Source organism: Gordonia sp. CPCC 205333, assembly GCF_048537885.1.
In the GTDB taxonomy this organism is placed as follows: Bacteria; Actinomycetota; Actinomycetes; order Mycobacteriales; family Mycobacteriaceae; genus Gordonia.
On the sequence record NZ_JBCLVI010000001.1, the window covers coordinates 25,560 to 48,505 of the forward strand.

25 protein-coding genes are annotated in these 22,946 nt (G+C 62.9%); 11 read left to right on the top strand and 14 right to left on the bottom strand.

Annotated features, from left to right (window positions below; all coding sequences use genetic code 11):
* Positions 1-80 precede the first annotated feature (80 nt).
* From AAFP29_RS00135 to AAFP29_RS00170, 8 genes are all read left to right on the top strand, one after another.
* Positions 81-680, top strand: coding sequence for a maleylpyruvate isomerase family mycothiol-dependent enzyme (locus tag AAFP29_RS00135; RefSeq protein ID WP_419215275.1), 600 nt, complete (start codon positions 81-83; stop codon positions 678-680).
* Between the two features lie 18 nt (positions 681-698).
* Entirely contained in the window at positions 699-1,544 is an 846-nt protein-coding gene (locus AAFP29_RS00140; RefSeq protein WP_419215276.1) for an HpcH/HpaI aldolase/citrate lyase family protein, read from the top strand.
* Positions 1,545-1,598: 54 nt separating this feature from the next.
* Positions 1,599-2,081, top strand: a complete 483-nt coding sequence (locus AAFP29_RS00145; RefSeq protein WP_419215277.1) for a carboxymuconolactone decarboxylase family protein — start codon at positions 1,599-1,601, stop codon at positions 2,079-2,081.
* 103 nt (positions 2,082-2,184) lie between these two features.
* The gene (locus AAFP29_RS00150; RefSeq protein WP_419215278.1) at positions 2,185-2,745 is read left to right on the top strand and encodes a hypothetical protein; all 561 of its coding nucleotides are present in this window, start codon (positions 2,185-2,187) and stop codon (positions 2,743-2,745) included.
* Positions 2,746-2,824: 79 nt separating this feature from the next.
* Complete coding sequence (locus AAFP29_RS00155; RefSeq protein WP_419215279.1) at positions 2,825-3,115, top strand: hypothetical protein; 291 nt, start codon at positions 2,825-2,827, stop codon at positions 3,113-3,115.
* A gap of 2 nt (positions 3,116-3,117) precedes the next feature.
* Positions 3,118-3,903: a helix-turn-helix domain-containing protein gene (locus AAFP29_RS00160; protein WP_419216302.1), complete on the top strand. Its 786-nt coding sequence runs from the start codon at positions 3,118-3,120 to the stop codon at positions 3,901-3,903.
* A complete protein-coding gene (locus tag AAFP29_RS00165; RefSeq protein WP_419215280.1) occupies positions 3,900-4,301 on the top strand; it encodes an NUDIX hydrolase in 402 nt (133 codons plus the stop codon). The genes AAFP29_RS00160 and AAFP29_RS00165 overlap by 4 nt, the downstream gene beginning before the upstream one ends.
* A gap of 120 nt (positions 4,302-4,421) precedes the next feature.
* Positions 4,422-5,270, top strand: a complete 849-nt coding sequence (locus tag AAFP29_RS00170) for a glycoside hydrolase family 19 protein (protein WP_419215281.1) — start codon at positions 4,422-4,424, stop codon at positions 5,268-5,270.
* Between the two features lie 2 nt (positions 5,271-5,272).
* On the opposite strand, the gene AAFP29_RS00175 is transcribed toward AAFP29_RS00170, so the two are convergent.
* Positions 5,273-6,217 carry an SDR family oxidoreductase gene (locus AAFP29_RS00175; RefSeq protein ID WP_419215282.1) on the bottom strand — a complete coding sequence of 315 codons (945 nt, stop codon included), beginning with the start codon at positions 6,215-6,217 and terminating at the stop codon, positions 5,273-5,275.
* Positions 6,218-6,304: 87 nt separating this feature from the next.
* On the opposite strand from AAFP29_RS00175, the gene AAFP29_RS00180 reads away from it, so the two are divergent.
* A complete protein-coding gene (locus AAFP29_RS00180; RefSeq protein ID WP_419215283.1) occupies positions 6,305-7,141 on the top strand; it encodes a helix-turn-helix transcriptional regulator in 837 nt (278 codons plus the stop codon).
* Here AAFP29_RS00180 and AAFP29_RS00185 read toward each other — a convergent pair.
* Positions 7,125-7,973, bottom strand: coding sequence for an SDR family oxidoreductase (locus AAFP29_RS00185; protein ID WP_419215284.1), 849 nt, complete (start codon positions 7,971-7,973; stop codon positions 7,125-7,127). The genes AAFP29_RS00180 and AAFP29_RS00185 overlap by 17 nt on opposite strands.
* Positions 7,974-8,055: 82 nt before the next feature.
* Between AAFP29_RS00185 and AAFP29_RS00190 the strand changes: the two genes are divergently transcribed.
* The gene (locus AAFP29_RS00190; protein ID WP_419215285.1) at positions 8,056-9,216 is read left to right on the top strand and encodes a GTP-binding protein; all 1,161 of its coding nucleotides are present in this window, start codon (positions 8,056-8,058) and stop codon (positions 9,214-9,216) included.
* Between the two features lie 245 nt (positions 9,217-9,461).
* Here AAFP29_RS00190 and AAFP29_RS00195 read toward each other — a convergent pair whose 3' ends face one another.
* The 6 genes from AAFP29_RS00195 to AAFP29_RS00220 all read right to left on the bottom strand — a co-directional run bounded on the left by AAFP29_RS00195 (position 9,462) and on the right by AAFP29_RS00220 (position 15,322).
* Positions 9,462-9,947 carry a hypothetical protein gene (locus tag AAFP29_RS00195; RefSeq protein ID WP_419215286.1) on the bottom strand — a complete coding sequence of 162 codons (486 nt, stop codon included), beginning with the start codon at positions 9,945-9,947 and terminating at the stop codon, positions 9,462-9,464.
* Between the two features lie 70 nt (positions 9,948-10,017).
* A complete protein-coding gene (locus tag AAFP29_RS00200) occupies positions 10,018-11,310 on the bottom strand; it encodes a DUF58 domain-containing protein (protein WP_419215287.1) in 1,293 nt (430 codons plus the stop codon).
* The gene (locus AAFP29_RS00205; RefSeq protein WP_419215288.1) at positions 11,310-12,308 is read right to left on the bottom strand and encodes an AAA family ATPase; all 999 of its coding nucleotides are present in this window, start codon (positions 12,306-12,308) and stop codon (positions 11,310-11,312) included. Before AAFP29_RS00205 ends, AAFP29_RS00200 begins: the two co-directional genes overlap by 1 nt.
* Positions 12,301-13,509, bottom strand: a complete 1,209-nt coding sequence (locus AAFP29_RS00210) for a DUF4350 domain-containing protein (protein WP_419215289.1) — start codon at positions 13,507-13,509, stop codon at positions 12,301-12,303. The genes AAFP29_RS00205 and AAFP29_RS00210 overlap by 8 nt, the downstream gene beginning before the upstream one ends.
* Positions 13,506-14,204, bottom strand: coding sequence for a DUF4129 domain-containing protein (locus tag AAFP29_RS00215; protein ID WP_419215290.1), 699 nt, complete (start codon positions 14,202-14,204; stop codon positions 13,506-13,508). Before AAFP29_RS00215 ends, AAFP29_RS00210 begins: the two co-directional genes overlap by 4 nt.
* Complete coding sequence (locus tag AAFP29_RS00220) at positions 14,201-15,322, bottom strand: hypothetical protein (protein ID WP_419215291.1); 1,122 nt, start codon at positions 15,320-15,322, stop codon at positions 14,201-14,203. Before AAFP29_RS00220 ends, AAFP29_RS00215 begins: the two co-directional genes overlap by 4 nt.
* 171 nt (positions 15,323-15,493) lie before the next feature.
* On the opposite strand from AAFP29_RS00220, the gene AAFP29_RS00225 reads away from it, so the two are divergent.
* Positions 15,494-15,883, top strand: a complete 390-nt coding sequence (locus AAFP29_RS00225) for a nuclear transport factor 2 family protein (protein ID WP_419215292.1) — start codon at positions 15,494-15,496, stop codon at positions 15,881-15,883.
* A gap of 5 nt (positions 15,884-15,888) precedes the next feature.
* Here the strand turns inward: AAFP29_RS00225 and AAFP29_RS00230 are convergent, their stop codons facing one another.
* The 6 genes from AAFP29_RS00230 to AAFP29_RS00255 all read right to left on the bottom strand — a co-directional run bounded on the left by AAFP29_RS00230 (position 15,889) and on the right by AAFP29_RS00255 (position 22,704).
* Complete coding sequence (locus AAFP29_RS00230; RefSeq protein WP_419215293.1) at positions 15,889-16,566, bottom strand: SDR family oxidoreductase; 678 nt, start codon at positions 16,564-16,566, stop codon at positions 15,889-15,891.
* Between the two features lie 19 nt (positions 16,567-16,585).
* On the bottom strand, positions 16,586-17,797 hold the full coding sequence (locus AAFP29_RS00235; RefSeq protein WP_419216304.1) for an MFS transporter: 1,212 nt from the start codon (positions 17,795-17,797) through the stop codon (positions 16,586-16,588).
* Between the two features lie 104 nt (positions 17,798-17,901).
* Positions 17,902-18,339, bottom strand: coding sequence for a MarR family winged helix-turn-helix transcriptional regulator (locus AAFP29_RS00240; protein WP_419215294.1), 438 nt, complete (start codon positions 18,337-18,339; stop codon positions 17,902-17,904).
* A 75-nt stretch (positions 18,340-18,414) separates the two neighbouring features.
* On the bottom strand, positions 18,415-20,445 hold the full coding sequence (locus AAFP29_RS00245) for a TPM domain-containing protein (protein ID WP_419215295.1): 2,031 nt from the start codon (positions 20,443-20,445) through the stop codon (positions 18,415-18,417).
* A gap of 52 nt (positions 20,446-20,497) precedes the next feature.
* Positions 20,498-21,931, bottom strand: coding sequence for a phytoene desaturase family protein (locus tag AAFP29_RS00250; RefSeq protein WP_419215296.1), 1,434 nt, complete (start codon positions 21,929-21,931; stop codon positions 20,498-20,500).
* Entirely contained in the window at positions 21,904-22,704 is an 801-nt protein-coding gene (locus tag AAFP29_RS00255) for an LLM class F420-dependent oxidoreductase (RefSeq protein ID WP_419215297.1), read from the bottom strand. Before AAFP29_RS00255 ends, AAFP29_RS00250 begins: the two co-directional genes overlap by 28 nt.
* Positions 22,705-22,946 lie beyond the last annotated feature (242 nt).

Consider the following 22,946-nt stretch of genomic DNA (forward strand, 5'->3'; position numbering starts at 1 on the left):
TCAGACAGGACTAGACGGTGCTCGAGATATGCGCAGCGCCGGGCCGATGATTTCCCTGGCGTCGCGCGGTCTACCTCGGTATGAAAACTTCCACCGAAGAGATGTGGCGCGTGGTCGCGGCCGAACGGTCGCGTTTGGTCGCCGACCTCGCCGCCGTCGGGTCCGACGCCTGGCGGACTCCCTCGCTCTGCCCGGGCTGGACCGTGCACGATGTTCTCGCGCATCTCGTCGATTCGGCGAAGACCACGCGAATTAGCTTCGTGAGCAGACTGATTGCCGCGCGCTTCGACTTCGACGTTGACAACGAACGAGGCATTCGGCGTGAGCGTCGGGACGATCCGGCCCAGACGTTGGACGCACTGCGCGAGGTCATCAGCCTCACCCACACGCCGCCGGCCGCACCCGCTACACGGCTCGTCGAGGCGTTCGTCCACGGCGAGGATATCCGTCGTCCGTTGGGTATCGCCGCGAATTGTCCGCCCGACGCTGTCGTGCAAGCACTCGCCTATCAGGTGAAGACCAAGGTGGCGATGGGCGGTGGTCGTGAACGCGTCGTCGGGCGGAAGTTGATCGCGACCGACGCCGACTTCGAGTGCGGTGACGGCGAGGAGATGCGCGGGTCCGCGATCGACCTGCTGGTGTGGGTTTCGGGACGTCGAAATGCGGATGATCGCCGCTGAACCAATACCCTTGGACACATGGCGCACCCGCCGAACCCTCCCGCCCGTGTCCCCTCCGCCCGTGTCCCCTATGAATTCGCCCGCAGTTGGTTACTCGTCTCGGCGCATAAACCCGAGTTGTTCGCCAAGTCGTCTGCCAGCCCCGCCGACGCCGTCATCATCGACCTTGAAGATGCTGTCGCGCCGGAGGCTAAAGATCGCGCCCGCTCGGGTGTTGCGCAATGGCTACGCGATGGTGCGCTGAGTGCTTGGGTCCGAATCAACGACGCCACCACCAAGTACTGGGCCGACGATCTCGTCGCGCTGCGCGGCTTGCCTGGCGTTGAGGGGATTGTGTTGGCCAAAGTCGAAGACGCCGAACAGGTCGACGCGACCGCGGAGCGGATGTCGGCGGGTGTCCCGATCGTCGCCCTCGTCGAATCCGCGGTGGGAATCGAGTCGGCTCTAGATATCGCGCGGTGCGCCCGAACGTCGCGAATCGCTTTCGGCAGCGGCGACTTTCGCCGCGACACCGGGATGGCCGACGACTCGGTGGCGATGGCGTATCCGCGCAGTCGGCTCACCGTGGTGAGTCGAGCCGCGGGTCTGCCCCCGCCGATCGACGGGCCGACACGCGTCGCCGACCAGAAGACTTTGCTCGCGCAGACCGCCGATGCCGCCGCCGTCGGGATGACCGGCCGACTCTGTTTGCGGATCGAACAGACCGCGGTGGTCAACGCTCACCTCTCCCCGACATCTGACGATATCGAGGAGGCGAAGGAAACCATCCGCAGATGTGCGACCATCCGTGATCCGTCCGATGTGCCGCGGCTGGCTCAGGCGCGCAAAGTGTTGGAGTTGGCGAGGGTGTACGGCGCGGTCTAGAGCGACTGTCGTGAAACCGATGAGAACACGTTCTATTCGACGTAGGGTGCGAAGATGAGCCGTATCGGAGATTTCGACAGCACCGACATCGTCGGCTGGGTTGGCGTCGCCCCGGAGTTGGGTACCGCGATGGCGGGCTTCACCGACGCCGTCTACAACCGCAGCCGATTGCCGCTTCGGGTCCGCGAAGCCGCCCGAATGGCAATCGCCCTCGCCAACGAATGCGCGGTCTGTCAGCAGACGCGTGACTCGAAGGGGGCGGAGCACGGCATCGATGATGACTTCTACGACCATGTCCTGCAATGGGATTCGTGGGAGGGATTCAGCGGGCAGGAGCGTATCGCAGCGGAATTCGGGCATCGGTTCGCTACTGATCACACCGGGCTGCGCGACGACGAAGACTTCTGGGATCGTGCACATGACGAACTGTCGGACGAATTGATCGCTGACCTGGCGCTGTCCTGTGCGATGTGGCTCGGGTCGGGGCGAGTGTTCCGCGTGCTCGATATTGGGCAGACCTGCAAACTTACGCTATAGATCTGGGCCGTCGGCCCATGTCGTTCGTCCGAATGCCTTTCCGGCCCTCAGCCACGCTGTACCGCTAGCGTCGTGGTAGTAGATCTGAGCCAGAGGGACGACGATGAACGATTCAACGCGCGATGTTGTACGCAGGCTAGCCGCATACGGTGCCATTACACGAGCTACCGGTTTCGACGACGTCGTCTCCATCGACGGCGATGAGATAGCGCATGACGACGGCGGCGGAAACTGGATCCGGCTGCGAAAAGACGGCGATCGCCTCACCGTGTGGGGATACGACCGCGACGATGATGACTCGGAAGTCGACGAGACGACACTGGTGGCACGATTCGGCGCCCGAAGTGGGTACGGGGTCGGGGCCAACTATGTGGGTTTTCTCGCCGACGAGGTGCCGCCCGCGGACTCGTCCAGCCCACGGCTGGTTGTCGACAACTGGCGGTCCGACCAGACCACCGAGGTAGAACTCGCCGATTGGCTCGAGCAGCACCTCATCGAGGTGGACTCAGACCAAGAGGTCGATCGAGACCTGCTCAAGGTGATCGTCGACGATCCGTTTTCGCCGGCCAATGGCCTGCGACAGTTGGTGAACGACATCGACCCGACTAAGGCTGGCGATGTCGACTCCTTCCTCGCCTCGATGCAGGGATGGTTGTTGCGGTGATCTGATTACCTGGGAGGTAATCGACCCAGAGTCCAAGTGCCCCTTACGGTCTAAGCATCCGCTCATCAAGGAGGCGCTGATGCTCAGACCGCCAGCACAACACCGATTTCTGTGGCTCGCTGTACACGCGGACAAGGTCGGGTCCAATGCGTATATCGTCTACGCGTTGTTTGTCGCGCCGCCGATCCTCGCCCTGGTCGACTACCCAGCGGTCACCCTCGCCGTATGGCTAAGTTTGATCTTCGGTGCCATCGCTTTGGCGATTCTAGGCATTTGTATGGCTGTTGGTCTGGGCCTGGCGGCGCGCAGTCTGGATCAACTCGACTTCGACTGGTACCGAAGCCATTTCGAGTCCGATGACCTATCGTGACGGTGGTGAGCATTGGCCAGCCCGACGTTGGCGTACTCGTCCGTGAATGGCGGACGAGGCGGCGGTTGAGCCAGCTCGAGCTCGGGCTCCGAGCTGACGTCTCCGCGAAACATGTGAGCTTCATCGAGACCGGCCGGTCTCGACCAACCCGAGAAATGTTGCTGAATCTCAGTGAGCACCTTGATATTCCGTTGCGAGAGCGAAATGAGATCCTGCTCGCAGGGGGTTTTGCGCCGGCCTATCCCGAGCACGCGATGACCGATATTCCAATGGCTGCGGTTGCCTCCGCGATTGCCCGGATACTCGCGGCGCATCGGCCGAATCCGGCCGTCGTGGTGGATCGGCACTGGACAATGGTCGACGCCAACCCGGCTATTGCCCTGCTTACCGAGGGGTGCGCGGCAGACTTGCTGGAGCCACCGATCAACGTTCTCCGACTCGCGCTGCATCCCGAGGGGATGGCTCCACGGATAGCCAACCTCGCCCAACTACGTGGACCTCTCCTCGACCGACTGCAACATCAGATCGCGGTCACCGGAGATGCGATCCTGATCCGGCTAGCCGCCGAACTTGAGGGATACGCCACCGGGCCGGGCGATTGCGAGTCGCGTTCGGAACTACTCGTGCCGGTCCACATCGACACTGCCGCAGGACAACTCAATCTGATGTCCATGACGACAATTTTCGGCGCGCCGCGCGATGTCACCGTCGCAGACCTCGCCATTGAGTCGTTCTATCCGGCTGACGAGAGGACGAAGGACCTGTTGGCGCGACACGATGCCCGATGATTCGGGTCAGCGCGGTCGTTCTCCGGAATTCGTCCGGCGCGGTGCTGACGGTCCGAAAACGCGGTACCCAGCGATTCATGTTTCCGGGCGGAAAGCCCGAATCTGGCGAGACTGCGCTTGAGACCGCGATTCGAGAATGCGGTGAGGAACTGTGTCTGCAGCTCGATGCTCCTGACCTCGCCTTGTTGGGTGTCTTTCGGGCGGCAGCCGCCAATGAACCGGGACTCGACGTCGAGGCAACGGTTTTCACGTGTGCGGGCGTCGTCGAGTCGCGTCCGGGGACGATCACGCCGGCAGCTGAGATTGCCGAACTGCGGTGGCAATCGCTCGGCGACGCGCCGCTTCCTGATGACCTGGCCCCATTGCTCGCGAAATGCGTCTTTCCGCTGCTGACTTAGTCACTCGCACTCCCCGGTTGTCATCTGCAAGCCCGTGTACTAGCGTTCTTTATGAATTCGTCATATGAAATGCGATTCGTACCGGGTTGATAGGGGCCCCGTGTGAGAAGTGTTGATGCCGTGTCGTCCTCGCGTCGGTGGTGGACACGACGCACTGCGGCAATTGTGTTGGGGCTACTCATTATGGGAATAGTTGGTCTGGGCGTCGTGGCCGCGGTGGAGAACCATTCGCCGGCACAAGCGGGTACGGTTGCGCCGCCGCCGGTATTGCCAGATACGCCGGCGATACCGATCAGCGTGTGGCTGCTGGCCGGTGCGGCTGCCATCCTCCTTACCAGCCCGAGAGCAGTGCGGGCTTTCGCGATCGAACGGATCCATCGGCCCGGCGGTAGAGTCGGACAGGTGACTGAGCGGTCGGCGGCTGACTACCTCACAGTCGAGGAATTGAAGGCGATAGTCCCCGAACTCACTGACGACGATGCGAAAGCCACCATCGAACCGCTGAATAGGGCGATGAAAGACGGCGAGATCAATACGCCGCTGCGGCAGGCGGCGTTCCTTTCTCAACTCGCGGTCGAATCAGACCGGTGGCGGACTACCGAAGAGTATGCGAACGGCGATGCATACGAAGGCAGGGGCGATCTCGGTAACGAATGGCCAGGTGATGGTCCTCGTTTCAAAGGGAGGGGGTATATCCAGGTAACCGGCCGCGAGAACTACACGCAGATGAGTGGTGATCTCGGCGTGGACTTCGTGAGTGATCCTGAACTGGCGGCCGATCCCAAATACGCCTATCCGGTGTCTGTTTGGTACTGGAACAGCCGTGGTATCAATTCAGCCGCGGACGGTGGCGACATCGACTTGGTATCGCAGTTGGTCAACGGTGGCGAATACGGCAAAGCGCATAACATCGACGAACGAGTGGCGTATTTCGACCGCGGAAAGCGTGTGCTCTGCATGCAGTCATGAGATCAGTTGCGGGGGAAGCTAATACCTGCCAGCTCTTCTGACGATGACCACATTCGTGAAGCACTAGCATTGTCCCGCAACGGTTTCCACAACTTCTGTCGACCGGGTGGGCCGCCGGCATTTCCCGGCCAGCGAGGCCCGATGAAGTTGTCATCGCCAGATCCTCCGGTGGATGCGGCTACCAGTGCGGGCAGGCTGGCGCTGGCCACGGTGCCCACCACAATTCCGCGAGCGGAGAGCCATCGGATCATCCGGACATCGCGGGTGTCAGTCGAGCGGCCAACCTCCGGCCGAGCCGCGAGCAGATTGGACGGGGCGACGCCGGGGTGTGAGATATTGCTGGTGATTCCCCAATCGTTGGCGCGGCTGCGGCGATCGAGCTCGAGACCGAATAGCCCGCACGCGATCTTTGATTGCCGATACGACTTCATCCCGTCGTAGGACCGCTGCCAGTTCAGATCGTCCCAATTGATTGTGCCGCTGCGTGCGGCGATGCTCGTTTGCGTGACTATCCGCGCGTGACCGGCACGCAGCAGCGGAAGCAGATGGGCGGTGAGCGCGAAATGGCCCAAATGATTTGTCCCGAACTGCAATTCGAAACCGTCAGCGGTCGTCTGTCGATGTGGCGGGGTCATTACGCCCGCGTTGTTGATCAGGTAGTGCACTGGTGAGCCTTCGGTGCGCATGTACTCGCCGAAGGCAGCGACGGTCGCCAACGACGACAGGTCGAGCTCGCGCAGTTCGAGTTTGGCCGCGGGGTGAATGCCGGTGATGGTGGCGACGGCTACCTGTCCCTTGCGTGGGTTTCGCACCGGCATGATGACACGAGCCCCGGCACCGGCAAGTGATGCCGCGATATTGAGCCCGATGCCGTCGCTGGCGCCGGTCACCACCGCCAGCTTTCCGGTGAGGTTTCCGAGGGGTACGTCGTAGTGGGTTCGTCTCATGTCCACGACTCTTCACGAAGTTGCCAGTGCTATCCACGGACTGACGATCCGTGGATAGGTAGGCGGGGTCTGGGAGACAATGCTGACATGATTGATCGTGCCGGGCTTGCCGAGTTCCTTCGTGGACGCCGGGCGGTGTTGCAGCCGGAGGACGTCGGGCTTCCACGCGGGCAGCGCAGGCGAACCTCAGGTTTGCGGAGGGAAGAGGTTGCCGCCCTTTGTCATATGTCGACCGACTATTACGCGCGCTTGGAGCGTCAACGCGGTCCGCATCCCTCCGAACAGATGGTTGCGGCGATGGCGCAGGGCCTGCATCTCACGCGCGATGAACGTGATCATCTCTTCCTGCTTGCCGGGCATCAGCCGCCGACGCGGGCCCGAGATAGTGAGTTCATCAGTCCGGGAATGATGCGCATCTTCGACCGGCTGACCGACGACACCGCAGCCGAGATCGTGACCGAACTCGGTGAGACGTTGCGTCAGTCTCCGCTTGGTGTCGCGTTGGTCGGCGATCTCCTGCGGCACACCGGCCTGTCGCGAAGCATGGGCTACCGATGGTTCACCGACCCCGACTGCCGCGCGCTCTATCCACCAGATGACCACAACTTCTACTCCCGGATGTATGTCTCCGGGCTGCGGCGAGTCCTCACCCTGCGCGGCCCAGAATCTTCGGCCGCCGCACTCGCTGAATCGCTGAGGTCATCCAGCGACGAATTCTCCGAATTGTGGAAGGCGCACGAGGTTGGTGTAATGCCAAGGCAGATAAAGACATTCGTGCACCCCACCGTCGGATCGCTACAATTGAACTGCCAAATCTTGCTCGACCCGGAGCAGTCGAACTCGCTGCTGGTCTATACCGCCGCGCCGGGGAGCGAGAGTTACGAGAAGTTGCAACTGCTCTCAGTGGTCAGCGACCCTCGTTGAGGGTGCGTTCATAGTTGGCTCGTGATGCCGAATTCGCAATGGCGACAAGTTGATTGGGTACGGATCGGCGCAGCACCACATCCCGCAGGCGTTGCGGCAGAATGCCGGTGAGGGCGACCAGCGGACCAACCGAGGCCGGAACCCAGACCTGAAACCGGCGTCGACCGACCGCGTCGATCACAGCGTCGGCAATATCTGAGGGCTCCAGACGGCGGACCGATCCGGCCGATGTCCCAACTGCCAGTTCGGTTTCCACGACGGTCGGCATCACCACGGTCAGGATTACGCCGCTGCCACGTAGCTCCTCGCGAACCCCGGTGAGATAACCAAGCACGCCGTGTTTGGAAGCGGCATAGGTGGATTCGCCGGGAGGTGCGAGCCGCGATGCGGCCGATGCGATCGTGATGATCTGACCGCGACCACGTGCCCGCATTGCCGGGGCGGCCAACCGAACGCCCCGGATCACGCCGAGCAGGTTGACGGCGATCACCTTCTCGGCGGTCTCCGCGGGCTCGGCGTCGAATGGGCCGACCCACATGACTCCTGCGTTGTTGACCAAGACATCGATTGGCCCGAGGTCGGCCGCGACCGTGGCGAGGAAAGTCTTAAATGACTCTTCGTCGGTCACATCCAACGGATATTGCCGAACCGCGCCGACGGGTGTCAGAGGACCCAGTGACGCTTCCACGCCGATATCCCCGATCGCGACGCGCGCGCCGCGAGCGGCCAATTCCGTCGAAATCGCCTGTCCGATACCGCGCGCTCCGCCGGTCACCGCGACTACGGCGCCGGCGATGGGCGGCCTCGACCTGCTTCTCCGTGGAATACGCACAGGTCCATCTTTGATGCCGAAGCGGTGGCGACGCAAACGGGGTCGCCGCAAAGGCGGTAATGACAATCGTTATCATTAAGGAATGAGCCTTTCACACGCCGCCCTGCCCGTGACAGTCCTATCTGGTTTCCTCGGCGCGGGTAAGACGACGATGCTCAATCACATCCTGGCCAACCGCGAGGGGCTGCGGGTCGCAGTCATCGTCAACGATATGAGTGAAGTCAACATCGACGCCTCGCTCGTTGACCTCGGCGGATTCGACCGGACCGAGGAGAAATTGGTCGAACTCACCAACGGGTGTATCTGCTGTACCTTGCGCGAGGACTTGCATGAGGCGGTGGGAAGTATTGCCGCCCAGACCGATTCCGACGGCAACCGGCGCTTTGACTACCTCGTCATCGAATCAACTGGTATCTCGGAGCCGATGCCGGTCGCCGCAACTTTCGATTGGGAATTCGATGACGGTACACGGCGTTTGGGTGACGTCGCGCGTCTGGACACCATGGTCACCCTCGTGGATTGCTCCACCTTTTTGTCCGAGGTGGTCCGGGGAGAAGGACTTGCCGAACGTGACCTCGCGGCAGGTGACGGGGATCAGCGCTCGATCTCGGACCTTCTCGTTGATCAGGTCGAGTTCGCCGACGTCGTGGTGCTGACAAAGACCGATCTCGTCTCCGCCGCGGTGCGTGGGGCGGTCCAGGCGATGGTGCGTCGGCTCAATCCGCGTGCACGGCTCGTCGATGTTGTGCGAGGTGACATTCGGATCGCGGAGGTCATCGGGACGGGCCGGTTCGATCATGAAGCCGCCGCGTCTATCGCTGGCTGGGATGACGAAGTGCTCGGCAGTGGGCATATTCCGGAGACCGAGGAGTATTCGATCTCGTCGGTTACCTATCGCAGTGATCGCCCATTTCACGCTAGACGACTTAGTGATTCCCTCGCCGAGCTTGGAACGGTGTTGCGCAGCAAGGGATTCTGCTGGATCGCGAGCCGGCCGGAGTTCGCAGCGGTGTGGTCACAGGCCGGGCCGAACCTGACTATCGAGCCGGCCGCGTATTGGACACAGCTGACCGGTGCGCCGATGCAGGAGTTGGTCTTCATTGGTGTGCGGCTTAACCATGATCGGGTGCGCGACTTGCTCGATGCGGCCACTTTGACCGACAGTGAAGTTGCGGCGGGACCGGCGCAGTGGGTGAAGTTCGACGATCCGCTGCCGAGATGGACTGTGTCGCATCAGCATTGAGGTCGTGGTCGCGGGTCTCGATACACCTCGTCGCTAGCGCTCCTCGGCACTCGACCAGCGGAGTTGTTGCGGGTCTCGATCGTCTCGACCAGCGGGGTTGTTGCGGGGGTCTCGATCGATTCGACCAGCCATTATCCGTTGGTCGAGTGCCCGGCGAGGCGCTAGCCGAGTTGGGTGTATCGAGATCCGGCGACCCCGAATTCTCGTGTGGTCACACGACATTGGGTCCACTTGCAATATGGGCCCTATTTTGACGGCGGTGCGGTGATGGGTTTCACGAGTTCGGTGAAGTCGCCCTCCCACCGGACCCCTTCGATGGTCAATGTGGCATCGGAGAGCTCGTCCCATTTTCTGTCGAACTGCCACGCCACCTTGCCTTCGAAGCCCGGCGAAAGGCCCTCGTGGGGCAGCACATCCGAGGCGGGTGCCCGCTCGTTCCCGACTGTGAAATACGCCCGCTCCCTATTCAACTTATATGCGGATTCGGACTGGTTACGAAGAGTCGCGACAATGTAGGACTGGTCCATGTAGTTCTCGTCCCCTCCGTATGTCAGCCAGGCGAGAGAGACGGTAACTCCTGGCGCCACCTCTCGTGGCTCTTTGCTGAGTGCGGGCAACACGCTCCCAGATTCGCCGGACCCATCGGTCCTCGTATCGTCGTTGTTGCCGCAAGATGCGATGGATACACACATTGCCAGCACGATCCCCAACAGTATGGCCCTACGTGCCATGTTGTACCTCCCCGCCGATCTTCTCTCTCGCCTACTGCGAATACACAATCAAGATGCACCTACGGCGCAATCACAACAGCCCACGTGACTTCAACGTCAGGTAGTGGTCCGCCAGCGCTGGTGGCAGCTTCTCCGGTACCGCGTCGATCACATCAACGCCGAGCCGTCCGACGGCGCTGGCCATCCGCTCACGCTGTTCGATGGATCGTGCCGCCGCCGCTGCGTCAAAAGTTGACTTGGTATCACCGCGTTCGGCGACCATCGCCGGCAACGCTGGATCGGAAACTGATCCGATGACAACTCGGTACCGCTGTGCCAGCACTGCGAGGGTTGGCAGCAGCGACTCTTCGATCGCGGCCGGTTCCAACGGGGTAAGCAGCACCAGCAATGCTCGCTGTTTGCTCAACCGCGCCACCTCGGCGCCGAGCAGCGGCCAATCCGCTTCCAGTAGAGTCGGTTCCAGTGAGGACATCGCATTCACCAGATTGCTCAGCAGGTCGATGCCCTTGGTGGAAGTCACCCGGCGATGAATCCGGCGATCGCCGGCGATCAAGTCAACTCGGTCGCCAGCATGTGCGGCCAACGCCGCCAGTAGCAGTGCCGCGTCCATCGCCGAATCGAGGCGGGGGACGTCTTCGACGCGGCCCGCCGACGTCCGCGAGGTATCAAGCACGATCATGATGTGCCGGTCCTTCTCGGGCTGCCACGTCCGCACGACCGTTGACCGACGTCGGGCGGTCGCCCGCCAGTCGATGCTGCGTACGTCATCGCCTTCGACGTAGTCGCGCAGCGAATCGAATTCGGTGCCCTGACCGCGGATACGCACCGCGGAACGGCCGTCAAGCTGCCGAAGCCGCGCCAGTCGAGAAGGTAGATGTTTACGCGAATCAAAGGGAGGCAGCGCCCGCACCTGTCCCGGAACGAACTGAGAGCGTTGCCGGCCAGCGATGCCGAGGGGTCCGCGCCGACGCACCGTCACCCGGATTGCTAGTCGATCACCACGCCTGGTCGGTAGCAGATCGGTTGTCACCGAACGCCGTTCGCCGCCGGGGATGCGAAGCCGATGGCGCACCGAGGTCGCACCCGCCGACGGTTGCCAGGCGTCGCGTAGTTCGCCCCGAAAGACCCGGGTGCCGATATTGGTAACAAACAGCGTCGACGTTGTGGAGTCGCCCAGCCGGATCGGATCCGACGCCGAACGTCCGATCATCAGTACCGTCGTCCGTCCGGCGCACAGAACGTCGATGAACACCACCGCGAGGCAGAGTAGGAACCACCCGACCACGACGTAGTACTCCGGGTGCACAATCGTCGGAATCGCCCCTACCGCAACGAGTCCGAGCAATCGGCCGGTGACGTACATCAGCGCGGTACGGGCACGGAGTTAATGGCGGCGTCGAGAACGGTCGAGACCGCGACTCCCTCCAACTCAGCTTCTGGACGAAGCGAAAGACGATGCGCCAGAGTCGATTGTGCCAGCGCCTTGACGTCGTCGGGTGTGACAAAGGTGCGTCCGTTGAGCCAGGCCCACGCCCGACTGGTGGCCATCAGGGCGGTTGCGCCACGGGGGCTCACGCCAAGTGCGAGCGAAGGCGATACCCGGGTCGCCCGGGCGATGTCGACGATGTAGGCGAGGACAGCGGGTGCGATCGACACCTGGCGTACCGCAGTGGCACCAGCCACGATATCGGCTCCCGACGCCACCGGACGCACACCAGCGCCGGCGAGATCGCGAGGATCGAAACCGGCAGCATGTCTCGCCAATACGGTGATCTCGTCATCGCGGGGCGGCAGCGGCAGGGTGACCTTTAAAAGGAAACGGTCGAGTTGCGCCTCGGGCAGTGGGTAGGTGCCTTCATATTCCACCGGGTTCTGCGTGGCGGCAACAAGAAACGGTGCGGGCAATGGCCGCGGAATTCCGTCGACTGATACCTGTCGCTCCTCCATTGCCTCCAGCAGTGATGCCTGCGTCTTCGGCGGTGTCCGGTTAATCTCGTCGGCGAGGAGGAGATTGGTGAACACCGGACCCGGCCGGAAGGTGAACTCCGATGTCGCGTTGTCGTATACGAGTGACCCGGTGACGTCGCCGGGCATCAGATCCGGCGTGAACTGAACGCGTTTGGTGTCCACGGCAAGTGCCGCCGCCATACTGCGGACCAGCAGGGTCTTGGCGACGCCGGGTACGCCTTCGAGCAGAATGTGTCCGCGGCAAAGCAGCGAGATCAGGATGCCGGCGACAGCGGCATCTTGTCCGACAACGGTTTTGGCGACCTCGGCGCGAACTCGGGTCAATGCGTCGCGTGCCGTTTCGGGAGTCGACGGCGGCTGTGCGGGAGGTGCTTCTTTGGACAGATCAGTCATAGCGTCGGTGAACTTCCTCTTCGATACGTGACAGGTCATTGGCGAACTGGAGCAACTGGTCCTCGGTGGTGGGCAGCGGTCCATCGAGCAGGGCAATCAAATATCCGCGATCGGAACCCGAAGCAGTTGCGGCGGAGTCGATTACGTCGCCGAGTTCTGACTGCGCGGGCAGGCCGAGAGATTTGGTGATGCGCCGGATCGTATGGTCGCGGAGTCGAGACGCCGCACGCGCGGCATCGCCCGCCCGGTGGTATAGGCGTCCGCGCGCTTGGGTGGTCTCGATAGCCTTGACGACCGCGGGTAGCGGCTCGACGACGAGTTTGCCGAATCGTCTTCCGCGCCAGAACATTGCGGCGAGTAGCGCGACGAATGACAGTGCGATTAGTGGGCCGATGGCGCGTGGAATATCTGACGGGCCCGTCGACTGGCTGGGTGGGATGTCCTTATCCGACGGGATGTACCAGAGCAAGCGGTCGTGCCCACCGAGCATCCGGACTGCGACGCCTGCGTTGTCCAGGCGCGTGATCTGTGCGTTCGTGAACTGTTCCCCGCTCGCGACAACCACCTCGGGCAGCGGGCTGATCGCTTGGAGCACAAGCACATTCGATGCGCCGGTGCCATCGGCATCCGGCGACGTCTTGAAACACGACGTCGTCGGCGTATACGGCACGGTCGGCGTATACGCCGACGGGCTGGCGGTCATCATGTCCGACGCCGCGATGCCGAACACATCGCAACCGGCGCGCACGGAGGTCGTAATCGACGTTGAGCCCCAATCGGAGGTGACCGGCAGCGAAAGCGCTGACAGCGTCGACGCCTTCGGATCAAGCAACACCAATCGAGCGGCGCCGCGAACCTGCTCGCGAAGTTTGTCCGCGGTGTAGGTGCTGAGCGGGTCGGCTCCCGCGACCACAACCGTGGTATTCGCGTCGGGGCGATCCGCATCAAGCAATTGAGTCTGGCTACGCACGATTTCCACGTCAACCCCGTGCGATGCGATCACTCGGGCTAACGCTTGCGCTCCGCCGTTGCCGGGGTTTTTCGGATCGAGCGGCTCGGAATTCGCGTTGCCGACCTTATTCGCGGCCGAGGATATCGCCAACGCCAGCGCCCCGCCGAGGATAAGCAATACCACCACGCCCAGCGAGACGAACAGGAGGCGATGCCGCGACTTGCCGGGTGCCTGCGCAGGTACGGTCATCGAACGTTTTCCCGGATCGGCGGGAGGCTCGGTGCCGTCGGCGCGACGTCGTCGGACAGTCGCGGCTTGGTTGCCTTGAGCTTCTTGTCGAGTGCCTGCAGGCGGAGCGCATTGTCGTGTGTAGCCGGAACGTCCCCATAGGCGATGTCGTCGAAAACATCTGCGCTGCTCAATAATTCGTCAATCAACGCCGGGAACGAAGCGGTGAGCCGGAAGGCGATTTCGTGTGCGGTCAGCGAGGCCGCGCGAGTCAGTAGGGTACGTTCTACCGATTCCTGGGCGATCGCTCGCATACTGCAGATAACGCTGCGATAGAAGTCACCTTCGCTGAGCGCTTGCGCTGCGAGCTCTCGATGTTGTGCCGCAGTCAGTTTCGATTTGCCGAGCACTGCGCGATCGGCTGCTGACGGATCGTGGGCACGTCGGTTTCGACGCAGTCGGGTCACCAGATATACGGTGCCAGCAAGGAGTACCAGGGCGATCGCGATGGATACAACCAACGGAATGGGCCCGGCGTCACCGTCGAAAATATTGCTGAAAGCGTCGCCGAACCATCGTCCGATTGAATCGGTTATTCGGTCCCACCAGCTGGGCTCTGGGTTGTAAGCACCCTTGCGCAACTCGTCTTCCAGCCAACGTCGTGCTTCGTCATTGTTCGGATCGAGGCCAACGGCGAGATAGTGCGGGCCAATCATCGGTTGCCCTTCGGCGAGTCGGCCGATGCGGCGATCAACGTGATGTCGAAGCCCTCCAAGCGAATTCGGGTGTCGGTGTAGAGGAGGGTAACGGTCGTGGCGAGGAAGGGCAGGGTGATGAAGTCGGCAACGGCGCTCAGGATCGTCGAGGTCGCGAGCTTCGTTGTCGTGGCAGATGCGCCGCCGGCCACCTCCTCGGTGACACTGCCGACGAATTCGGCGGGCGAGGTGATCACCGACCCTGCGATCCCGATGATTAGCCCCACCAGCAGCAGAATGCCGAAGACTCGCCAAAAGACCGGCCGCACAAGGGCTACAGATCGACGCAATGAGTCAATCGGTCCGAGTTTTTCGAGAACGGTGATCGGCAGGGCGAAGGCGATGAATGTCGTTACGACGGTTAGCGCGACCACCGCGATAAGGATGACGAGCAGGCCGAGCACGGCCAGTGCGGAGGTCGACGCGGCTCCGGCGGTCGCGAAGATCGCAGTCACGAGCATGAGTGGCACCGTGATGATGACGAACTCGATAGCGCCGACGGCGAGGACCGCGGGTATCCGCGGCGCGAGACGTTCCCAACACCGACTAAGCGGCGGGTAACGGCCCTCGACGGCTCGACTGGTCGGATAGGCCAGTGCGCCGGTGAGAATCGAGGTGAGCACGACCGACGCCGCGATGCTGAGCGTGGTGATTCCCCCCAGCGCTGCCACGACGTTGTCGTCGTCGAGGCTGACGGCGTCCATCAAGACCGATCCCAGCAGCGTGATCAGCGCGCTGGCGACGGCGATGACAGCCGAAATGGCCGCAACGGCACGCAAGTTCGTCGTGATCGCTGTCAATGCACCGCCAAGGATGTCGCCAAGGCCCAGTGGCCGCAGCGGGATGATTCCGGGCTTGTGTGCGACGAGAGGATTGGCGTAGGTCGGTGGGGGCCGGTAGCCGTAGATCTCCGCGGGGTGAGCGAGTCCGTAGTCGACGGCGTCGGACACAGGGTCGACGGGCGCCCATCCCGGCGGGATACCCGATTCCAGCGGGTGCATAGCGGGTCCGGCGCTTGGCGCAATCCACGGTTGCACGGGGTTGGGATCGCCCTGGGCGGGCGGGTCAACGTCGGTCATGTCGGGTGCGCCCCCTCGTGGGTGAGTCGATCGCGAGCGCACATGCATGCCGCGACTGAATTTCTTGATTGTGAACCTATCAAAAACTACGGTCCCTGCTGCTAATCTCGCACTAGAACACGTTCTAGAAATGCGCGCCTCGAGTGCGCCCGACTGAAGAGGAATCCGCAGATGACAGTGGAACAAGAGACATTGACCGACAAGATGAGCGCGGCCGTCGATGCGTACGTCGAACGACTGACCGCCGGAAACGCGGAACGAATCGTCGAGCTCTACGCCGACGGCGCGACGGTCGAAGATCCGATCGGAACCGATGTGCGAACCACCCGCGAGCAACTGCTGGAGTTCTACACCATCATTCAGAACCTCGACGACCGCAAGGCGACGCTCAAGTGGAAGAAGGTGGCCGGCGACACCGCTGTCTTCGAGTTCACGCTTGTAACTCATACGGCGGGTATGGCATTCGAGATCACGCCGGTGGACATCATGGTGTTCAACGAGGAGGGAAAGATCGTGTCGATGCGCGCGGTGTGGGCCCAGGACGATCTGAAGGCGTTGTAGGGCCGTTATCGCCCAGTCGGCCGCAACACGATCTCCTCCGGATGTGCATCGGCCGGCGTAGTTATCGCATGAGCGACCGCCGCGGCGACCGTCGACGGCTTGAGAAATTGTTCTGGTGAGTAGTCGCGACCTTCAATTGCCACGATGTCTTGCTGCATCTCGGTATCGATCCGACCGGGGAAGACCGAGGTGACGCGCAACGTAGACTCCTCGAGTCGCAGAGCATCAGCGAGCGCCTTTAACCCGAATTTGCTTGCGGCATAAGGAGCCCAGCCGGCGTTCGCACGACGCCCGGCTCCCGAATTGATGAATACGACATGTCCTGACGCCTCGCGTAGTGCGGGCAGTAGCAGACGGGTAAGTTCTGCTGCCGCAACGAGATTCACTTCCAGGAGATACCGCCACTCATCGACGGGCGTCGTCTCGATCGGCTCGAGGCTGCTTGCGACACCGGCATTGTGCACCAGGACGTCAAGGCTGGCGATCGCTTCGGTGGCCGCCTCGACGTCGTCGTAGTCGGTCAGGTCGACGGCGAAGGTGCTTGCGCCGTCCAATTCGATTGCCAGCGAATCCAATTCGGCTGACGGGCGGCCACCGAGCAGAAGGTCGTGGGTTGGGGCCAGGGCGCGGGCGATCTCTGCGCCCAGGCCCCTGCTGGCTCCGGTGATAAGTGCGGTCGGCATGGCAGCAGCCTACCGTCGATCAGTATTCCTCAGCTCCGACGAGTGCTGCCTCCGGCTCGACGTCGGGCGCGGATGCGGCCTCGTTGCGAACCATGCTCACCGATCCGATGGCGACCACGCAGTACGCGGCGGCGAACCAGAACGGGGCGGCCGTCGAACCGAACCACTCGGCGAGGTAGGACACCAGTACCGCCGCTACTGCGGCGCCCATCCAGCGCAGGAAGCTGTACCCGGCGCTGGCGACCGATCGAGGTGTGTCGCCGGTAGCCATCGCCACGCTGGTGAACAGCGTGTTGAGTACACCCGATGGGATGCCGGAGGCGATTACGGCGAAGCCGATCAGCGGAACCGACCCTTCCAGGGTGCCGATCGCGGCGATAGCCATCACGATGCCGTAGGCGCCGATCGCTGCGATCACGCCGTTCTTCTGGCCGAGGCGTTCGGCGGCGCGGGGCGCGAGGAAGACGCCGGAGAGCGCGGTCAGCAAGCCCCAGCCGAAGAAGATCATGCCGGCGTAGATCGGGCGTAGATTCATCGCGAATGGTGACCATGCGATGACGGTGAACAATGCGCCGGTATAGAAGGCTGAGCCGATCGAGGTCATCAGCAGGGTGTGATTGCGCAGTGCCTTCAGCGGGTCGGTGATCTTCACCGGGGCTCGGGTATAGCGCGGTGCGTCTTTGGGAAGCATTGCGGCACAGAGAATCGCGCCGATGAGCATCAGGATCGCGGTACCGGCGAACGGAGCGCGCCAGGTCCACTCCCCCAATACCGCGCCCAATAGTGGGCCAATGGCGAGGCCAGCGCCGAGTGCCGCCTCATAGAGCAGGATGGCGCCGGATTGATGTCCTTTGGCGGCGCCGACAATAAATGCCAATGCGGTGGCCATGAACAACGCGTTACCCATACCCCACAGCACACGCAATGCGATGAGGGTGTTGATGTCACCGGCCAGTGAGCTGATTCCGGCCGCGACGACAATCAGCACCAAGCCTGACGTTAATGTGCGCTTCGGGCCGAACCGGGCAGCTGCCCAACCGGTGATCAGCATCGCGATCACCTGTACGCCCATATAGACACCGAACAGCAGGGTCAGTTTGCTCGGCGGCGCGTTCAGCGCCTCGGCGATTGATTTGAGGATAGGGTCGACCAACCCGATTCCCATGAACGCGATGACCGCCGCGAACGCGGTGATCCACACCGTGCGGGGTTGTTCGCGCATCACCGACATAAGAGACGGATGCGTATCGTGGCTACCTGCTGGACCGGACGCTGACGCCACTGCTTCGTCGCTGTTGAGCACGACTACCTTCTTTCAAACTTAGATCGGCTCGCTCAGAGCTCTTCGACCTTCTTGTGCAATTCCTTGAGGGCCCCGGTCGCGTTGGCGAGAGCGGCTCGATGGTCATCACTGAGTCCCGACAGGGCCGCGGTTACGGCGTCGTCGCGCTCGGCGCGGACCCGTTCCAGGACCTGATGCCCGCGTGCGGTGAGTTCGATCACGACCGCGCGCCGATCGGTGGGATCGGCGCGGCGGGTGACCAGTTCTGATCGGATCAGGCCGTCGACCAGGCTGGTCGCGGTAGGCATCCGAATCGATTCGCGCTCGGCCAGTTCGCCCATGCGCATCGCGCCGTGGTCGACGAGGGTCGCCAGGGCGGACGCCTGCGCTGCGGTGTACTCGGTGATGGGAGTGTGGCGTCGCAACGACAGATAGAGGCGAGTGAGCACGGGGCGCAGCTCGGCGGCGAGTTCAGCATTGTCAACGGACACCTAGTAAACCTAATACTTAGGTACTCGAAGTATCAACCAAGTGTGAGAGACCTAACCCCTACATGCGAGGGAGAATTAGAAGCGGCCGCCGGTTCCGATGCGGCCGGCCGTGCCGCTGCCGCCGAATGAGCCCGGCGAGCGACCACCGCTGCTGAAGCCGCCGCCGTAACTATTCGAGGCTCCGCGAAGGAAACTGTCCACCAGCACGCCGGCCAATACCGCTCCCGCTGTCGACGAGTTGGAGGACAGATTCGTCGACTCGGCCTGCTGCCACGACACGACGTCGGCTTGTGCGGCCATCAGTGCCTGATCGGCGAGGCTGCCGGACTGTCGGGCCAATTCGATGGCTCGCGTTACCCCGTCGGGGCTGCCGTCGGCCGAGCTCTGCTGAGCTTGTTCGAGTAACCGCTGCGCCTCCGACAGTCGAGTGCGCCCCGTCGCCTGGACCGCACCGCGCCTGGTGTTTACGAAATCGCTTGCCGCCGAGACCTTTGCCGACGCTGCAGTCAGTGATGCGGCCAATAACTCGGTGCGGCGGACGCGTTCGGAGGATCGCTGACGAGCTGACGCCAACGTCGAATCGAGCACCGCGTCGGCCTGGACCAGGGTGGTGAAAGATCCGAGTAGGTCGTTGACCGCGTTCGTTCGGGCCGACGTCACCGCGGACTGGGCTCCGGCAAGTGCTTCGGTGAGGTCGGCGGCGCCATCGCCACTCGCGGCCAACGCTTGAGCCTCGGAGATCTCGCCTTCGACTTCGGCGATCAGCGCTGGGAGCTGCGTGCGGGCCGCGCGAAGGTTGCCTTCGGCGTTGGTGATCGCATCGAGTAGGCGGTTCGCCTGGGCGAGCGCGCCCTCTGTCGATCGGATCGCGGCCACCGCCGGACCTTGATTTCCGACAGGTTGAGCGATGGCCTCGCGACCCTGGTCGGCACTGTCGTCGGCGAATTCCAATTGTTCGGCGGCGAGCTCGATGTTGTGAGCGATCGACACGAGGGCGTCGGCACCGTATTTGGCGGTGAGGTCGGCAAAGAGCGGTGCGGCCTGTTCCAATCGTGCCCGGCCCGCGACCAATTCGCGAGTGAGTTCGTCGAACCGGGTGTCGGCGTTGATCAGCAGATTGCGCATCTCGTCGAAGTTCGCAGCCTGTTCGTCGAGTGCTGCGTCGACGTCGGTACAGATGGTAATGATCTGCACCAGCATCGAGCGGCGTTCATCATCCGATTCTTCGATGGCGTCGTCGAGTCGCTGACGCAACGCGAAACAGGTGGCAAGACCGGTGCGGGCTTGGTCAACCGCAGTGCGGAAGGGGGTGGTGTCGACAGCACCGAACTCGCTCTCGGCCAATGCGAGTTCTTCGGCACTGGTGGCGACGGCGTTATCGGTGTCGGTGAGAACCTCTTTGGACCACGGATCCAGGACACTGAGGGGCTGGGCGGAGAGTTGATCGACGGTCAGTTCCTCATCCGCGTCGCGGAGTGCGTCTACGGCCGCGTCGTTCTTGCGGCGCCGATTACGCCGCGAGTACAACACGGCGCCACCGCCGCCGAGGATCGCCAAGCCGCCGATGGCTCCGCCGACGATCAGTCCGGTATGCGAGGGTTGCAGTTGAGCGGCGATGCCATCTGTCGTCGCGATGCCAGCCTGGGCCCAATTGCCTTGGCGCAGTTGAGGTTGCACATAGTCAGTACTGATCTTCCGTAAGGCGTCGACGTCGAGGCCGGTGATCTTGCCGGGGGCATTGAGGTAGTAGGCGCGCGCATCGGTCGCGACTGCCAGTAACACGTCGCTGTCGCCCAGGTCGCTGATCGACGCGGTCTGCTCGGCCCACTGCTGTGCGGACAGTGTCCCGAAGTCGTGCACATAGACCACCCACAACTGAACTTGTTCATCGTTGTAGAGAGTGTCGATCGCGGACTGGAGGTCGATGCGTTGAGCGGTGGTCAGGGCGTTTGCGGTGTCGAGAACCTGCTGGGGGAGTCGGGTGGGTTGTTCAGCATGCGCGGGCCCCGCACCCACGATGACCAGGGCCGCGAGAAACGCCAACACGGTTGCGGCGAACAATCGCCGTAGCGAAGAGAGAAACGGCAGACCCGTGCGCAAACCCATGTGGTCAATCTAGCGGTTGGGCTGTGCCCATTCACCCGTGCCGCGCTAACGATCAGAACTTTCTCAGTACCGCCCGCGCGGCGTTGTATCCGCTCATGCCATGAGCCCCGCCGCCGGGCGGCGTGGCCGACGAACACAGATAAACACCGTCCACCGGCGTCGCATACGGATTGGGTGATGCCACCGGACGCGCTAGCAGCTGTCTGAAATCGCTTGCACCACAGCCAATATCACCGCCAACGAGATTGGGATTGTAGCGACTGTAGTCGGCGGCGGTGGTGACCCGCGACGCCAGCACCACATCGCCGAAACCCGGTGCGCACCGCTCGATCTCGGCGGTCATGACATCGCCCATATCGACGTCGGAGCCATGCGGCACATGGCAGTACGCCCAGGCCACCTGCCGTCCGGTGGCCGCCCGCGTCGGATCGACGCGTGTCGGCTCGCCGCCCAGCAGCCACGGTCGAGTCGGATGCCGGCCCGCGGCGACGTCGGCTTCGGTTGCGGCAATCGCCGCGTATGAGGGCGCCAGATGAAATGTCGCGGTCCGCGCCAGGTCGGGGGAGTTCCACGGAATGGGCTCGGCGAGTAGATAGTCGATCTTGCAGACACCCGGCCCGTACCGGTATTTGCCCAGGCGTCGACGATATCGGGCCGGTAGGCGGTCCCCGAGAATTGTCGCCAGCGCGGTAGGGGAGGTGTCGAACAGTATTGCGGTAGACGCCGGGAGTTTCGCGAATGTCGTTACTTGCCAACCTGTTTCGATCTGACCGCCCAAGGCGACCAGTTGGCGCGCCAGCGCATTGGCAATCGCCTGGGATCCGCCACGCGCCACCGGCCAGCCGGCTCCCGACGCCGCAGCGGCGAGCAGTAGGCCCGGCGCCGCGGACGCGAGTGAACCAGTTGGCCGCATCCCGTGCGCCGCGACGGCCGCGAACACGGCGCGTGTGCGCGAATCGGCGAATGTCCGAGTCAGCAGATCCGTCGAACAGAGTGCACGAGGGCCGAACGAGAGCCACGCACCCGGATGGTCGGGAACCCGCAGAGGTTGGAGGACTTCGGCGATCAGTCGCGCGGGATCGCGACCGAGCGGTCCCAATACCCGGCGCCAGGAGGTGGCGTCATCGCCGAGATTATCCAGGGTCTGCTCCCACGATCGCTCGATGCTGAGCGCGTCGCCGTCATCGAAGACGTGGGCGAAGGAGACTTCAGGAGTCACCCACTGAAGACCCCAGTCGGTCAGCTCAGACCATGCGGGCGAAAGTCGGCCCAACGGGTGAACGGCGGCGCACACATCGTGGACGGTGCCGGATTCGAACAGCTCAGCCGAACGCAGGCCGCCACCGATCTGGTCGGCAGCTTCGATGACGAGTACCGACCAGCCCGCTTTCGCCAGGGTTACCGCGGCCGTCAGTCCGTTGGGACCCGAGCCGACGACGACCGCGGACGGCCGCCCGGTCAGCTGGCGTTTCGTTGATCGCGCCACTTACACAGCGCCTCGATCAAGGTCAGGTCGTAGTCGGGTCCGCCGACGCCGACCGTCAGCAGCGATACGCCTTCGTCGGCGAGGGCGTCGGCGCGCCGCAGCACATCATTGACGCTGTCGGTATGGACGCCCGCGCCAGTCGAACGCTCGATGGTGGCCGGGTCACGTTCGATCGCGGCGCAATGCTCGGCCAGGATCGCCGACTTGCGTCGGTATTCGTCCACGTCGAGGAAGGAATGCCAGATGGTGCCGTGTTTGGCGACCAGCTTCAAAGTCTTCTTCTCGCCCGCGCCGCCGATGAGTACCGGGATGTCGCGGGTAGGAGCCGGATTGAGTTTCGCCAACCTATTCTCGATCCGGGGCAGGGCCTCGGCGAGTTCGTTCAAACGTGAACCAGCAGTACCGAATTCGTAGCCGTACTGCTCGTAGTCCTTCTCAAACCATCCGGATCCGATACCGAGGATCAGTCGGCCGTCGCTGATGTGGTCGACGGTACGGGCCATATCGGCCAGCAACTCCGGGTTGCGGTAGGAGTTACACGTCACCAGCGCGCCGATCTCGACGCGAGTCGTCTGCTCGGCCCATGCGCCGAGCATGGTCCAGCATTCGTAATGCGCGCCGTCGGCATCACCGTAGAGGGGATAGAAGTGATCCCAGTTGAACGCGACGTCGACGCCGAGGTCCTCGGCACGGCGCACCGCGTCTCGGATCAGCGAATACTGCGGGGAATGCTGGGGTTGAAGTTGCACACCGATGCGAATGGGGAAGGCCATGACATCCAGTGTGCCGGGTAAACGTGAACTGTGCGACAACACCAACGTGCGTGCCGTTGTCAACGGGTTGCGATGTTCGAATCCGGCACCTGCTTGGGCCTTGTGTCGTGCGGGTGTGCGCGATAGTAAATTTTCTCACGCCAGTTCGGACTGGCAGTTGTTATGGGGTTCACAATTACAAGAGGTCGGGGATGTACCGACTGGCGCCAACAGCTGCAGGGCCTGGCGACTAGCCGAGCCAA

Coding starts and splice junctions, on each gene's coding strand:
- AAFP29_RS00135 (WP_419215275.1), top strand. CDS start 81: ATGAAAACTTCCACCGAAGAGATGTGGCGCGTGGTCGCGGCCGAACGG.
- AAFP29_RS00140 (WP_419215276.1), top strand. CDS start 699: ATGGCGCACCCGCCGAACCCTCCCGCCCGTGTCCCCTCCGCCCGTGTC.
- AAFP29_RS00145 (WP_419215277.1), top strand. CDS start 1,599: ATGAGCCGTATCGGAGATTTCGACAGCACCGACATCGTCGGCTGGGTT.
- AAFP29_RS00150 (WP_419215278.1), top strand. CDS start 2,185: ATGAACGATTCAACGCGCGATGTTGTACGCAGGCTAGCCGCATACGGT.
- AAFP29_RS00155 (WP_419215279.1), top strand. CDS start 2,825: ATGCTCAGACCGCCAGCACAACACCGATTTCTGTGGCTCGCTGTACAC.
- AAFP29_RS00165 (WP_419215280.1), top strand. CDS start 3,900: ATGATTCGGGTCAGCGCGGTCGTTCTCCGGAATTCGTCCGGCGCGGTG.
- AAFP29_RS00175 (WP_419215282.1), bottom strand. CDS start 6,217: ATGAGACGAACCCACTACGACGTACCCCTCGGAAACCTCACCGGAAAG.
- AAFP29_RS00180 (WP_419215283.1), top strand. CDS start 6,305: ATGATTGATCGTGCCGGGCTTGCCGAGTTCCTTCGTGGACGCCGGGCG.
- AAFP29_RS00190 (WP_419215285.1), top strand. CDS start 8,056: ATGAGCCTTTCACACGCCGCCCTGCCCGTGACAGTCCTATCTGGTTTC.
- AAFP29_RS00195 (WP_419215286.1), bottom strand. CDS start 9,947: ATGGCACGTAGGGCCATACTGTTGGGGATCGTGCTGGCAATGTGTGTA.
- AAFP29_RS00200 (WP_419215287.1), bottom strand. CDS start 11,310: ATGTACGTCACCGGCCGATTGCTCGGACTCGTTGCGGTAGGGGCGATT.
- AAFP29_RS00205 (WP_419215288.1), bottom strand. CDS start 12,308: ATGACTGATCTGTCCAAAGAAGCACCTCCCGCACAGCCGCCGTCGACT.
- AAFP29_RS00210 (WP_419215289.1), bottom strand. CDS start 13,509: ATGACCGTACCTGCGCAGGCACCCGGCAAGTCGCGGCATCGCCTCCTG.
- AAFP29_RS00215 (WP_419215290.1), bottom strand. CDS start 14,204: ATGATTGGCCCGCACTATCTCGCCGTTGGCCTCGATCCGAACAATGAC.
- AAFP29_RS00220 (WP_419215291.1), bottom strand. CDS start 15,322: ATGACCGACGTTGACCCGCCCGCCCAGGGCGATCCCAACCCCGTGCAA.
- AAFP29_RS00225 (WP_419215292.1), top strand. CDS start 15,494: ATGACAGTGGAACAAGAGACATTGACCGACAAGATGAGCGCGGCCGTC.
- AAFP29_RS00230 (WP_419215293.1), bottom strand. CDS start 16,566: ATGCCGACCGCACTTATCACCGGAGCCAGCAGGGGCCTGGGCGCAGAG.
- AAFP29_RS00235 (WP_419216304.1), bottom strand. CDS start 17,797: ATGTCGGTGATGCGCGAACAACCCCGCACGGTGTGGATCACCGCGTTC.
- AAFP29_RS00245 (WP_419215295.1), bottom strand. CDS start 20,445: ATGGGTTTGCGCACGGGTCTGCCGTTTCTCTCTTCGCTACGGCGATTG.
- AAFP29_RS00255 (WP_419215297.1), bottom strand. CDS start 22,704: ATGGCCTTCCCCATTCGCATCGGTGTGCAACTTCAACCCCAGCATTCC.